The sequence below is a fragment of the Pseudoalteromonas sp. Z1A2 genome (genome assembly GCF_011378755.1).
Taxonomy (GTDB): domain Bacteria; phylum Pseudomonadota; class Gammaproteobacteria; order Enterobacterales; family Alteromonadaceae; genus Pseudoalteromonas; species Pseudoalteromonas distincta.
The window spans coordinates 107522-119911 of sequence record NZ_WTKX01000005.1; the positions used below are offsets into that span (position 1 = coordinate 107522).

Here is a 12390-nt window from a genome sequence, read left to right on the forward strand (position 1 = left end):
AGTATGAGATATTTAAAAATGCAAAAAGCACCGTTAACGTACCAACAGCAACTACGCTATTCTCGGCATATTATGCTGCCGCAGCTTGATATAGACGGACAAGAGAAACTATGGCAATCGCATGCTTTAATTATTGGTGTGGGTGGGCTTGGTTGCGCGGTAGGTCAATACTTAGCGGCATCTGGCGTTGGCACGCTTACCTTAGTTGATAACGATGAAATAGACGTGACCAACCTGCAAAGGCAAATACTGTATAAAGAAAGCGACATTGGTAGCTCAAAATGCAGTGTTGCTAAAAAACAGCTTAACGCGCTTAATAGTGAAATAAACATAAATACTATTGAGGCATTTTTTGATGCAAATACCTCTACAGAGCAGCTATTTAATAACATTGATATAGTAATTGATTGCTCAGATAACCTAGCAACGCGTAATGCACTTAATAGCGCCTGTTTTAAAGCTAAAGTTCCGCTAGTGTCAGGCTCTGCAATACGAATGGAAGGACAAGTCGCGTGTTTTACTATGGATGAAAACAGTCATTGTTATGGTTGTTTATCGCAATTTTTTAGTGAACAAACACAAAGCTGCTCTGAATCCGGTGTGCTCTCTCCTATTGTGGGGCTAATAGGCAGTATTCAGGCAACTGAAGCGCTAAAAATGCTTGCTGGTTTGCCAAGTGGCTTAGACAAACACTTATTGCTGGTGGATGGTTTAAGCATGGAGTTTAATCGTTTTAAAATAGCTAAAAACAGTCAATGTGCGGTGTGCAGCATTTAGTTATTCTAGATTACTGATTGTTGTATAAAGCACATCGCCAACTTTAAAGTTGTTTTTGTCCCACACTCGCCTTGAAGCCAAGCCAAACAAAGTTTGCCCGTCAACATTAAGCGTTAACTGCCACTTATTATTAATAAGCTCAGCCTGAGTTAATACCGACCTTAAAACATTACTGTGCGTTGTTTGCTCAGGCTTTAACACACTAAGCGACATTTGCTCACTTTCTATAATTAGCTTATTACTGCTATCGACAAGTGCAGGAAGCACAAAAAGCGGTTGCTCACTTTGCTGTAATTGCAGTTGATATAGCCCGTAGTCTTTATCAAATTTAACCACATCGTAATTAATTAAGCTCAGCGGTGTTTGCCTGTCGTTTGCGTAAATAGCCTTTGCAACGTGCGCACTTGCACCTTGGTTTATCACCTTACCTTTATCAAGCTGAATAAGGGTATCGCAGCAAAATAGCAGCTCTTTTAATGAGTGACTTACTATTATAAATTTAATATTAAACTTAACGGCTAACTCATTGAGTTTAGTGAGCGTTTTAAAACGCAATGACCAATCAAGCGCACTAAAAGGCTCATCAAGCATTATAAATTTTTGACCGGCAAGCAAAGTGCGCGCAAATACTACACGCTGGCGCTCGCCACCCGATAAGCTTTGTACATCACGATTTAGTAAATCTTGTAATTCAAGTGTTTTAACAACGTATTGAAGCGTTAAGCTGGTTTGCTTATTTTCGCAGTGTTTTTGTGTAAACGCTAAATTACCTGCCACATCTAAATGAGGAAACAACGGGCACGATTGCAACTGAAGCGTTATACCGCGTTTATCACTTGGCAACTCATGCACTGGCTGATTATTAATATGAACACTTTTTGCAGGCTCTAAACCACTAATACAACGCAGTAATGTTGACTTACCGGAGCCTGAAGGACCGTAAACACCCAATACATTAAACGACTCAAGCTCAAGGTTTATATCTAAATCAAAATTATTGAGTGCTTTAAAAAGGCTTAACTTAATCATGTTATTGCTTAACCCCTACAATGCTTTTATTAAACTTAAATAACAGCACTAAACAGGCAAACGAAATAGCCAGTAAAATAAGTGAAAGCTGATGCGCCGCCGTATAATTTAACGATTCAACATGGTCATAAAGCGCAATAGACACCACCTGTGTTTGCCCCTGAATATTACCGCCAATCATTAATACCAAACCAAATTCACCCAATGTATGCGCAAAGCCTAAAGCAAATGCGCTACCAATACTGGGTTTTAAAAGCGGAATAATTAAATGCACAAAGCGTTTAAATGGGCTTAATCCAAGCGCAATGGCAGCTTCGTTATAGGTTTGATTAATATGCTTAAACCCAGCCACAAGCGGCTGCATTACAAAAGGCAGCGAATAAAAAAGCGAGCCAATAACCACGCCCTGAAAACTAAACGCAAGCTGCGTACCCGTTAGCCAAAACCAAAACTGCCCAAAAGCGTGATCAGGCGAAAACAAAACAAGTAAATAAAACCCTAACAACGTAGGCGGTAGCACTAAAGGCATTGCAATTAATGCCTCTAAAAATGGTTTAAATTTACCGTTATAGCCAGCGAGCTTGTAAGCCAGAGGAATACAAAAAATAAGAAGAAGTACTGCGGTTATAAAGGCAAGTTTTATAGTTAACCACAGCGCGGTTAAATCACTTTGAAGCATTGTTGTCCTTTATTCTGTAACCTAATTCAATTAACTGCTGCTGCGTAGCTTCTGCCATTAAAAATTGCATAAGTTGCTTAGCACTAGCATGTTTTTTAGTCGAGCTAATAATAACGCCTTGTTGAATTATATCGGGATATTGATTGGTAGGCAGCACGGTATAATCTAAATATTTTTGATCTTGCGTGTTACGGTAAGCCGCCTTTAGGGATGAAACAGCCACCAGCCCTACTCCTACATTACCACTTTGCACAAACTGAAACGCATGCGTAATATTATTCCCGTACACATAATTTATTGGTTTTTTAAAATGGTTATTCGCGTAGTGCTCTGAGGCACGTCCGTATGGTGAAAAACGCGGATTAGCAATGGCTACTTTATCATTTACTTTTTCAGCTTTGGGTTGCCACAAAGCAAGTTCGCCTAACGCGTAAGTGATCAAACTACTTTGCTCGGCATAACCTTCTTTAATAAGCGATTGCGGGCGAAAATCGTCGGCCGATAAAAACACATCAAATGGCGCGCCATGCACTATTTGCGAATATAAAACACCGCTAGAAGCGGCTGATATTTTCACGTCAACATTAGGTAATGGGGATTTTTTTAGTAGGGTTTCCAATACAGTTTTAAAATTACTCGCTACGGCTACTTGCAGCGTTTCTTTTGCGTTTACGCTGCACGAAAACATGCATATCACACACAAAAAATAACCCAACCATGTATTGTAAAGCTTTGACATTATAAGTATTGTTTCAAAATAAAATGATTTAAGTAAGCAATATATATGAACGATGTTTGCAATGCACCCGGTTTATTGCCAATTGAAACTGCAATACAAAATATACTTGGCACAATAACGCCTGTTAAAGACGTTGAAACCATTTCTATAATGCAAAGTGTTGATCGCGTTTTAGCAAGCGATGTTAAGTCAACTATAAACGTACCCGCTCATAACAACTCAGCAATGGATGGCTATGCGCTGTGTATTTCAGATAAAAGCTTAACCTACACACAAGTAGGAAGCGTGTTTGCAGGTCAAGTTTTTGAAGGAACACTTACCCCAGGGCAATGCGTAAGAATAATGACCGGCGCCGCCATTGCACCTGGCGCTAACGGCGTTGTAATGCAAGAAAACGCCTCGGTAGATGGCGATAAAATTACGTTTACCGCGCAACCAGAGCTAAATGAAAACGTACGTTTTGCTGGCGAAGATATTGCAATAGACGATGTTATTTTAAAAGCAGGGGATAAATTAAAAGCCGTTGATGTGGGATTACTTGCATCTTTAGGGATTGCCAATATAGACGTGGTAAGAACCTTAAAAATAGCCGTGCTTTCTACAGGCGATGAGCTAATTGAACCTGGTCAGCCTCTTAAACAAGGCGCTATTTTTGAAAGCAACCGCGCTGTTATTATTAGTGCGCTGCAACAAAAAAATATAGACGTGCTTGATTTAGGAATAATCCCTGATGACAAAGAACTCATCACTAATGCATTTTTGAAAGCGAACGAACTTGCCGATGCCGTAATAAGCTCAGGCGGTGTATCGGTTGGTGAAGCCGACTTTACTAAAGAAGTTCTCAACGAAATTGGCGAAATTCACTTTTGGAAAATAGCCATGAAACCAGGTAAACCTTTTGCCTTTGGTAAACTAGCTAACAGTTACTTTTTTGGCTTGCCAGGTAACCCTGTGTCGGCTGCTGTTACGTTTAATCAGTTAGTAGAGCCTGCACTGCAAAAGCTGTCGGGGCTTGGTGTAGTAAACCCTAAAATGCGCTTTAACGCGGTTACTACATCCGTTATTAAAAAGCGCCCTGGCAGAGCTGACTTTCAACGCGGTACTGCAACAATTAACGAGCAAGGTGACTTAGTGGTTGCCCCGTTTAATAAACAGGGTTCGGGTGTACTTTCGTCGCTTAGTAAAGCTAACTGCCTAATTGTAGTGCCAGCACAAAGCGGCAATATCGAAAAAGGTGCAACAGTAAGTATTGAGTTGCTATAAAGCCTAAAATGCTACAGCTAACTGTATAATTTAGCTGTAGCGCTGCTGCAAACCTTAAAATATTTTTATATTTAATGTTTGAATTAAACAATTTAACTTTTCGCTACGCCCTACAAACTCTTCTTTACTTAATCTATTAACGCACTTCAGCGCGTTTTTAGTCGCAAAGTATCTATCATAACTTAGGCTTCTTTCGCATTTAACACTATACGTTGAGGGCCAAGAGCCACCGGCACCCGTTGCTATGCCAACAACGTTACATGTAGCATCTATATACTGCTCCCATGCTTTTATTTGCGCTTTAACTGCATCTACTTGGTAATCATCAGTTAGTTGAGAGTAGATCTCATCCATCATTTTACTGATTTTAGTTTTGTATCTATTGCCCTCTAAATTATAAGTATTGCCCGTGTGCATTGCACCGCCTTCAGGCCAATCATCAGTACTTTGTGCAAATGCGCCAAATGATGAAATAGCAAAAGCAAACCCAATAATAATTTTATTCATTTTAAATCCCTTTAATACCAATCTGCTTATATATGGGGTCTATTTAACGTTAAGAAAATTACGCTAGAACTAGGCAAAAATTTTTGTATCTAGTTGTTCTAAATAAAAAATTTTTAACGACGTTATAGTGCAATTTAATTCCTTAAATTGATCAAAGATTTATGCAGGTTGGTATAATAGTTAGACCAGATACCTGTAAAAAACGCCTATAAAAAATGCCGCTAAGCTTAACTGAGCGGCATTATATTATTCAATAAGCTTTTATAGAGGCCTATTAAAAACCAAATATTTTTAAATCAAAAAACTTAGTCGCCACTGTATTTATAAATATTACAGCTAGAATGACAGGAATAAACGTTGAAAGTGAAAAGTTAACGTACTTTTCCATCAAGCTTCCCGCATAATTAGGCGAACCTAAGCTTAGCTCTTGTGTTAATCGTGCTTTTTTCCAGCGGTACATTACAAACAAACACACCATTAAGCCATTAAGCGGTAAAATTGTGTCGTAAAATACATCAACAATAATATCAAAAAAGCTCTTACTAACGCCGCCATAACTGGTGAAAGATGTAAGGCTGTCAATCATACCAAACGACATTGTACATAAAATAGTAAGTACACCGGTTGAAAGTGTAAGGATGCCCAATGCTTTTTTACGGCTAATACCTTTACGGTCACTTAGGGTTGCAGTCGGGACTTCTACTATTGAAACAAGTGAGGTAATTGCTGCAAAAAATACTAATAAGAAGAACGAGAATGCAACAATAGATGCACCTACATAGCCAATATCATTTTGCAGTGCTAATAAGATTTTAGGTAGGTATACAAAAATCATCGATACAGACGAGTCAGAAAGTGCAGCTGGGTCTGTATTAGGATCAAAACTAAATATAGCCGGTAGCACCATTAAACCAGCTACAAACGCAACAAGTGAGTCAGTAATAGCAACCATTTTAGCGCTACTTACAATGTCATCCTTTTTAGAAATATACGACGCGTAAGTCATTAAGATGCCCATGCCCAGCGATAGCGAGAAAAACGCTTGGCTTAATGCGCCATTAAGTACACTTGCACTCATCTTAGAAAAATCAGGAATAATGTAGTATTTAACACCGGCCATTGCGTTATCAAGCGTTAATACATAAGTAACTAGAGCTAGTAGCATAACTAATAAAGCGGGCATTAAAAATTTGGCGGCTTTTTCTATGCCTTGTTTAACACCACCTAACAAAATTAAGTTCACCATAATAACCACAACAGCCATATAACCAAACACAGTGTAACTATTAATAAAAACACCAAAGTGGCCAGGATCTGCAAGTAAATCTAAATTACCGAGGCCTGTTTGCGTTAAATAACCAAAGATCCAAACCGTAATCACCATATAAAATACAGCAATCATAAATGGTGTAAGCACCGCAAAAAACCCAGCTAACTTCCATTTTTTATCGTTATTAGATAATAGTTTGTACGAACCAAGTGGATCTTTTTGAGCGTTACGACCCATTGCCATTTCAGCCATCATGACTGGTAAACAAATGAATATGACAAATAAAGCGTAAATTAATAAGAATGCGCCACCACCATTTTTAGTAGCAGAAACCGGAAAACCAACTAAATTACCAATACCAACAGCTGAACCGGCCGCTGCCATTATGAATCCAAGGCGGGAACTAAATCGTTCTCTATTTTCGCTCATGCATAAAACCTTTTTATTATTTTGTATATTTCAGCGACTCTACCAGTGTTACACAGAGATTTTCAAGCAATTACAGCTTAAAAATAAAATCGAAGTGTAAACCTGTGTAAATACGCTTTTAATTCACCAATTTTCAACGCTGTGGTAGTATTGCGTTAATCAAATTTAACAATTTTTATGAGATTCCTTATGTTGTACATGATTCACTCAACAGACGTTGAAAACAGCTTAGAGCTTAGAAAAGCAGCACGCCCGGCACATTTAGCACGCCTTAGTGAGCTTGATTCACAAAACCGTCTACTTACCGCCGGTCCATTACCGGCAGTCGATAGTGAAGATCCTCAAGAAGCAGGTTTTACCGGTTCATTAGTGGTTGCTGAATTTGAATCAATTGAAGCAGCTCGAGAGTGGGCAGCAGCAGACCCTTACGTTGCCGCTGGCATCTATGAAAATACAATTGTTAAACCTTTTAAAAAGGTATTTCCTGCTTAAAAAGTATTAAACCCTAGAGCGTGCGTTGCACTGTAATTCAGGGTTTGTTCACAGGTTTTTAATTAAAATTATCAGGATAAAAACGAATTTACCGTTTTTACTTGAATTTTAGTAACTTAGTTAATTAAACTAAGTGAGTCTGGTCTAGGAGTTTTCCATTATGCGCGTATTATTAAGCCTCGGTTTTATTGCTTGTGTTAGCTTAGCTAACTTTAGTCAAGCAGCAACCGCCACCCAAGCATCTCATGCTGAGGTGGACAAAAAGAAAGCCGTAATACTCGCAAAGAAAACAATTGGCGGTAAGACCTTAAAAATTACCGAAAAAACAGATTTTTATACCGTACGAATACTCAAATCTGACGGCCACGTCGTTGATTTACATATTAATAAAAAAACCGGCGAAGTGAAAAAGGATTAACAAATGCGAATTTTAGTTATTGAAGACGATTTACATTTAGCAGATAACCTACGTAATGCTTTAGAAAAAGAACGTTACAGCGTGGATTTATGTCACGATGGTGAAGCAGGTCTTTTCCACATTACAGAATACCCGCTTGATATGGCAGTAGTTGATTTAGGTTTACCTAAAATAGACGGTATTGAGCTAATCAATAAAGCACGAGCACAAGGCATTACTATTCCTATTTTAATCTTAACAGCGCGCGATCGCTGGCAAGATAAAGTAGAAGGTTTAGATGCAGGTGCTGATGACTACCTTACTAAGCCATTTCATGTTGAAGAGCTTATTGCCCGTTGTAATGCATTAATTCGTCGCAGTGCTGGTAAAGCAAATCCAGAAATGACTGCGGGCCCAATTAAAATTCATACACGTTCACAACAAGTATGGGTTGATGATAAAGAGCTTAGCCTTACAGCTTACGAATATAAAGTACTTGAATACTTAATGGTAAATCCGCAAAAAGTAATTTCTAAATCAGAACTTACTGAGCATATTTACGACCAAGATTTCGATCTTGATTCAAACGTAATTGAAGTATTTGTACTTCGTTTGCGTAAAAAACTTGACCCTGATGGCGTGCTAAACCCAGTAGAGACACTACGTGGGCGTGGTTACAGGCTTAAAAGCCAGTGGTAATACCGCAAATATCGTTAAAAATAAGGCAAGGATTTATCCTTGTCTTTGTTTTGTTAGTCGCACTTCCTATCTTATTTTATTCAATTGGTAAGGCGTATTACGCTTCACTTGTTGATGCGACAGAAAAAACTCTCGAAGCACAGCTTTACTCGCTAATATCTGAAGTCGACTTTACTGAGCATGGTATTATTATGCCCAGCACTATTTTAGCGCCTGAGTTAAACAGATTAAATTCAGATACCTACGCTATGATTTACCGCGATGATGATCCTGTTTGGAACTCAGAATCGGCTGTAAACTTAAACTATGTACCTCAACAAATAGAAACCAAAGCCGGTGCTGCCGATTTCAGGCGCGTGGAGTATAATAACACCGCGTACTGGCAACTTAGCCTGACTGTAATTTTAAATAACATAGATCAATCAGAACAAGCTCGCTTTATATTAGTTAAACGTAATGACGCTCTGCTTCGTTTAATGGATGGCTTTAAGCAAACCCTTGTAGATTGGATGTTTATAATGGGCATTGCAATTGCAGGCCTTATGGCGATTGGTTTTATTTGGAGCGCTCGCCCACTCCAACGACTCGATAAAGAAATAAAAGCAATTGAATCGGGTGATATTCAAGAAATTAAAGGCCTCTACCCTGTAGAACTGCAAACAATAAAAGCAGACCTAAACTTGCTACTTGAGTCGCAACAGCGCCAAAAAGAACGCTATAGAGCCTCATTGAGCGATCTTGCTCATGCACTCAAAACGCCGCTTGCTGTATTAAAATCAAGTCCATTGGCAAACGATGCCGATGCACAAGAACAACTCGACCGCATTAATGTGATGATCGAGCACCAATTAAAGCGTGCTGCAACCGGTGCATCAGACACGTGGAAAAAACAAACACCTATTAAGCCAGTACTCGATTCAATACTCAGTGCTATGGCAAAAGTATATCGTGATAAAGATATTATTTTTACCTGCACCGTAACCGAAAAAGATTATTTTTTAGGCGATCAAACAGATTTAATGGAATTACTCGGTAACTTGATTGATAACGCCTGTAAAGCGTGTCGCTCACAAGTAGCAATACAAGTTATTCAAAGCAAAACTTTATGTATTGGAATTAGCGATGATGGTCCTGGCGTGCCAGAGGACAAACGTGAATCTCTACTTACACGGGGTACTCGTCTGGATACATACGAAAGCGGACACGGCGTAGGGATGGCAATTGTATCTGACTTGGTTAAGTCCTATCACGGTACACTTACTATTACAGAAGCTGATAACTTAGGCGGCGCTCAATTTATTTTAGAGTTTAATTACAATGACAAAAAGTAACTATTTATTAAAACTAACTGCCATTGTGTTATTAGCTTCAAGCCAATACAGCTTTGCAGATGAAGCATGTACTTTAGCCGCTAAAGCAACAACCGATGAAGCTAAGCGATATATTCAATGCCTAGATAGCCAAATTGATAAAGCAAAACAAGCACAAGGCAGTTGGATACAAAAGCGTAAATATGAGCTAACTAAGTCACAAGAAAGCACAGGCAATACGCAAGTGCTGCCGTTATTTATGCGCAGCATTAAAAATAATGAAAAGTACCTTGAGAGCGCCTGCCAATGGCGTTACTTAATAAAACTTCCTAATGCGACAACCGCAGCCATTAGCTATAAACTGTGTGAAATTGAGCTTATAAATCAATTTACAGAATCACTAAAACACCCATTTTGACGTAACTTAAGCACACTAAACTAGTTACGTTTCTTTACTCACTCCCTATAGCTTACTTGACAATTTATTCATACCAAAACAAACTACCTACTAGTAGATTGCTAAAAACTAATGGATAAACAGATGACCAAACCAGTAATTATTATAGGTGGCGGACTTGCTGGTTTATACAGTGCGTATAAATTACAACTACTTAATATTGAGTACTTATTATTAGAAGCTAAATCGCAATTAGGTGGCCGAATTTTTGCCGCGCAATCACCAATAAATAACGATGTTAGTTTTGATTTGGGTCCTACGTGGATATTTCCCCACCAACCAAAAATTCAAGCGCTAATAAAGTCACTCAACTTAAGTATATTTGAGCAATACCATAAAGGTGATGTGTTATATCAAGCACCTAACTCCAAGCAACCTCAACAAATTGCAGGTGCTGGAGATATGCAACTATTTAGACTCAAACACAGCATGAATACCTTAATAACTGCCTTATATGAGCAGCTTAATCCTGATTCAATATTATTAGAACATAATGTCACTGAGCTTAAAAAAGGTGATAATAACTGGCTAATTACGGTTAATCACTTAGGCAATATAAAGCACTTTACTACTGGCAAATTAATTTCAGCAATTCCTCCTCGTATGGTTACAACGCATTTAACACCTGAACTATGGGCGACTCCAACACTCATAAACCGCCTTAGCAGCGTACCTACATGGATGGCAGGACAAGCCAAGTTTATAGCTACTTTTGAACATGCATTTTGGCGTGATAAAAACTTATCTGGGCAAAGCTTTAGCCGCGTAGGCCCTATGGTCGAGATTCACGATGCCAGTGCTGAGGATAGTAATTACGCCGCATTATTTGGCTTTATAGGTGTGCCCTACTTATCACGAAACCAAGTAACTCAAGAGCAATTAATTCAAGCCTGTGCCCAACAGCTCAGCTACTTTTATGGTAAGGATGCTGAAAAGGCAACCGGATACTTTATTAAAGACTGGGCAGAGGATAAATTTGTAGCTAATAGAGACGATCAAACTCAGCCTTCACAGCACCCAGAATTTGATTTTTCAAACTTGGAAGAGCAATTAAGTAACCTCAATATTCATTTTGTAGCGAGTGAGTTTGCAAAACAAGAAGCTGGATATTTAGAAGGCGCAATAAACGCTGTGGATGACGCAATTAAATCGTTTATTAATTAATAGCCCTGTATTTATTGATAACTTAACCATCAAGGGTTTTAATTTTACAGCCCTTGATGGTTATAAATGTTAGTTGTTTTTAGTAACGTCTTCACCACTGCCTAGTAAAGTGGCAACCCACTTACCTTCTGCACTGGCTTCTAGGGCTATTTTTACAATCATTGTTAATGGTACAGATAAAAGCATACCCACAGTACCTAATAACCAGCCCCAAAATATTAATGATAAAAACACCACTAACGTTGAAAGACCCAGCCCTTTACCCAAAAATTTAGGCTCTACAATATTACCCATTACCGTATTTATTGTTAAATATCCTGCAGCAACAAGTCCTGCCACTAATGGGCCTTGAGTAATAAGGGCAAGTAATACAGCTGGTACAGCCGCAATAATTGAACCTATATTTGGAATGTAATTGAACATAAATGCCAAAACGCCCCAAAGCACAAAGTAGTCAACGTCTAAAATCCATAAATAAAACGCAGCAATAATACCCGTCCCTAAACTTACTAGCGTTTTAATTGCCAAGTATGAATTAATAGATTCTAAAAAGCGGTCAATTTGCTTCATTTTACTATCAGGGTCTTCAAGTGCCATATGTATTTTCTTGCTCAGCATTGGCCCTTCAAAAAGCATAAAAACAACCGTTAAAATAATTAAAAACATGTTTGCCATTACGCCACCTAATCCAGTGAGCATATTAGTGGCCACATCAACCATTTTGCCAGGGTCGAACATATTGATTAACTGATCTTTATTGATCAGTATGTTGTATTGAGATGCTAAATCGACCAGCCACACAAATTCTTCTTTAAGTTGTGTTTTATACTCAGGAAGCTGCTGAGAAAAATCGTTGATAGATTGCCCTACAAGCCCGCCAAGGCTTACCCCTAAGCCAACTATAATCAGCACGACCAACATAACAGCAATGCCTTTAGGAATTTTGTAGCGCGCAAAAAACTTGATAAGCGGGTTACAAATAATGGCAATAAATGCCGCCAAAATAAACGGAATAATAATTACACTCGCGGCTTTTATTCCAGCGAGGACCACTACCAAGGAAGCAAAAACTATTAAGCTTTTATTTACTCCAGTTAAACTTGCCAATTTATTAATCCTTTTATTAACTATATCGTCCCAGTGTAAGGCAAAAGGTAATTAAATGAAATAATTACGAA

Annotated in this window: 14 protein-coding genes; 8 read left to right on the top strand and 6 right to left on the bottom strand. The window is 38.5% G+C overall.

From position 1 onward, the window contains the following. Positions 1 to 18: 18 nt before the first annotated feature. Positions 19 to 777 carry a molybdopterin-synthase adenylyltransferase MoeB gene (gene moeB, locus GQR47_RS05945; RefSeq protein WP_024595622.1) on the top strand — a complete coding sequence of 253 codons (759 nt, stop codon included), beginning with the start codon at positions 19 to 21 and terminating at the stop codon, positions 775 to 777. Here moeB and GQR47_RS05950 read toward each other — a convergent pair whose 3' ends face one another. From GQR47_RS05950 to modA, 3 genes are read right to left on the bottom strand one after another with little or no spacing between them, the layout of a single operon-like run. Continuing rightward, entirely contained in the window at positions 778 to 1806 is a 1029-nt protein-coding gene (locus GQR47_RS05950; RefSeq protein WP_024595621.1) for an ATP-binding cassette domain-containing protein, read from the bottom strand. A 1-nt stretch (position 1807) separates the two neighbouring features. Continuing rightward, a complete protein-coding gene (modB, locus tag GQR47_RS05955; protein WP_007375247.1) occupies positions 1808 to 2485 on the bottom strand; it encodes a molybdate ABC transporter permease subunit in 678 nt (225 codons plus the stop codon). Next, the gene (modA, locus tag GQR47_RS05960) at positions 2472 to 3173 is read right to left on the bottom strand and encodes a molybdate ABC transporter substrate-binding protein (protein ID WP_024594850.1); all 702 of its coding nucleotides are present in this window, start codon (positions 3171 to 3173) and stop codon (positions 2472 to 2474) included. Before modA ends, modB begins: the two co-directional genes overlap by 14 nt. Positions 3174 to 3269: 96 nt before the next feature. Here modA and glp point away from each other — a divergent pair, with 96 nt between their 5' ends. Continuing rightward, a complete protein-coding gene (glp, locus tag GQR47_RS05965; protein ID WP_024594851.1) occupies positions 3270 to 4487 on the top strand; it encodes a gephyrin-like molybdotransferase Glp in 1218 nt (405 codons plus the stop codon). Positions 4488 to 4541: 54 nt separating this feature from the next. Here the strand turns inward: glp and GQR47_RS05970 are convergent, their stop codons facing one another. Beyond that, on the bottom strand, positions 4542 to 4994 hold the full coding sequence (locus tag GQR47_RS05970) for a DUF1311 domain-containing protein (protein ID WP_024594852.1): 453 nt from the start codon (positions 4992 to 4994) through the stop codon (positions 4542 to 4544). A 274-nt stretch (positions 4995 to 5268) separates the two neighbouring features. After that, positions 5269 to 6693 (bottom strand): sodium-dependent transporter, encoded by a 1425-nt coding sequence (locus GQR47_RS05975; RefSeq protein ID WP_024603391.1) that lies wholly within the window; start codon positions 6691 to 6693, stop codon positions 5269 to 5271. 189 nt (positions 6694 to 6882) lie between these two features. Between GQR47_RS05975 and GQR47_RS05980 the strand changes: the two genes are divergently transcribed. The 6 genes from GQR47_RS05980 to GQR47_RS06005 all read left to right on the top strand — a co-directional run bounded on the left by GQR47_RS05980 (position 6883) and on the right by GQR47_RS06005 (position 11212). Then, positions 6883 to 7185, top strand: a complete 303-nt coding sequence (locus GQR47_RS05980; RefSeq protein ID WP_024599115.1) for a YciI family protein — start codon at positions 6883 to 6885, stop codon at positions 7183 to 7185. A 160-nt stretch (positions 7186 to 7345) separates the two neighbouring features. After that, positions 7346 to 7603, top strand: coding sequence for a PepSY domain-containing protein (locus GQR47_RS05985; protein WP_024594903.1), 258 nt, complete (start codon positions 7346 to 7348; stop codon positions 7601 to 7603). A 3-nt stretch (positions 7604 to 7606) separates the two neighbouring features. After that, complete coding sequence (locus GQR47_RS05990; protein WP_002959806.1) at positions 7607 to 8281, top strand: response regulator transcription factor; 675 nt, start codon at positions 7607 to 7609, stop codon at positions 8279 to 8281. Next, positions 8275 to 9612, top strand: a complete 1338-nt coding sequence (locus GQR47_RS05995) for an ATP-binding protein (RefSeq protein ID WP_024603392.1) — start codon at positions 8275 to 8277, stop codon at positions 9610 to 9612. The genes GQR47_RS05990 and GQR47_RS05995 overlap by 7 nt, the downstream gene beginning before the upstream one ends. Further along, complete coding sequence (locus GQR47_RS06000; protein ID WP_024595418.1) at positions 9599 to 10009, top strand: hypothetical protein; 411 nt, start codon at positions 9599 to 9601, stop codon at positions 10007 to 10009. The genes GQR47_RS05995 and GQR47_RS06000 overlap by 14 nt, the downstream gene beginning before the upstream one ends. A gap of 123 nt (positions 10010 to 10132) precedes the next feature. After that, the gene (locus GQR47_RS06005) at positions 10133 to 11212 is read left to right on the top strand and encodes an FAD-dependent oxidoreductase (protein ID WP_024595419.1); all 1080 of its coding nucleotides are present in this window, start codon (positions 10133 to 10135) and stop codon (positions 11210 to 11212) included. A gap of 69 nt (positions 11213 to 11281) precedes the next feature. Here the strand turns inward: GQR47_RS06005 and GQR47_RS06010 are convergent, their stop codons facing one another. After that, positions 11282 to 12319 (bottom strand): AI-2E family transporter, encoded by a 1038-nt coding sequence (locus GQR47_RS06010; RefSeq protein WP_024595420.1) that lies wholly within the window; start codon positions 12317 to 12319, stop codon positions 11282 to 11284. Between the last annotated feature and the right edge of the window lie 71 nt (positions 12320 to 12390).

Bases quoted from the DNA above. Each gene is read 5' to 3' on its own strand.
- GQR47_RS05950 (WP_024595621.1), bottom strand. From the start codon at position 1,806: ATGATTAAGTTAAGCCTTTTTAAAGCACTCAATAATTTTGATTTAGAT.
- GQR47_RS05985 (WP_024594903.1), top strand. From the start codon at position 7,346: ATGCGCGTATTATTAAGCCTCGGTTTTATTGCTTGTGTTAGCTTAGCT.
- GQR47_RS05980 (WP_024599115.1), top strand. From the start codon at position 6,883: ATGTTGTACATGATTCACTCAACAGACGTTGAAAACAGCTTAGAGCTT.
- modB (WP_007375247.1), bottom strand. From the start codon at position 2,485: ATGCTTCAAAGTGATTTAACCGCGCTGTGGTTAACTATAAAACTTGCC.
- GQR47_RS05975 (WP_024603391.1), bottom strand. From the start codon at position 6,693: ATGAGCGAAAATAGAGAACGATTTAGTTCCCGCCTTGGATTCATAATG.
- glp (WP_024594851.1), top strand. From the start codon at position 3,270: ATGAACGATGTTTGCAATGCACCCGGTTTATTGCCAATTGAAACTGCA.
- moeB (WP_024595622.1), top strand. From the start codon at position 19: ATGCAAAAAGCACCGTTAACGTACCAACAGCAACTACGCTATTCTCGG.
- GQR47_RS05970 (WP_024594852.1), bottom strand. From the start codon at position 4,994: ATGAATAAAATTATTATTGGGTTTGCTTTTGCTATTTCATCATTTGGC.
- GQR47_RS06005 (WP_024595419.1), top strand. From the start codon at position 10,133: ATGACCAAACCAGTAATTATTATAGGTGGCGGACTTGCTGGTTTATAC.
- GQR47_RS06000 (WP_024595418.1), top strand. From the start codon at position 9,599: ATGACAAAAAGTAACTATTTATTAAAACTAACTGCCATTGTGTTATTA.
- GQR47_RS05990 (WP_002959806.1), top strand. From the start codon at position 7,607: ATGCGAATTTTAGTTATTGAAGACGATTTACATTTAGCAGATAACCTA.
- modA (WP_024594850.1), bottom strand. From the start codon at position 3,173: ATGTTTTCGTGCAGCGTAAACGCAAAAGAAACGCTGCAAGTAGCCGTA.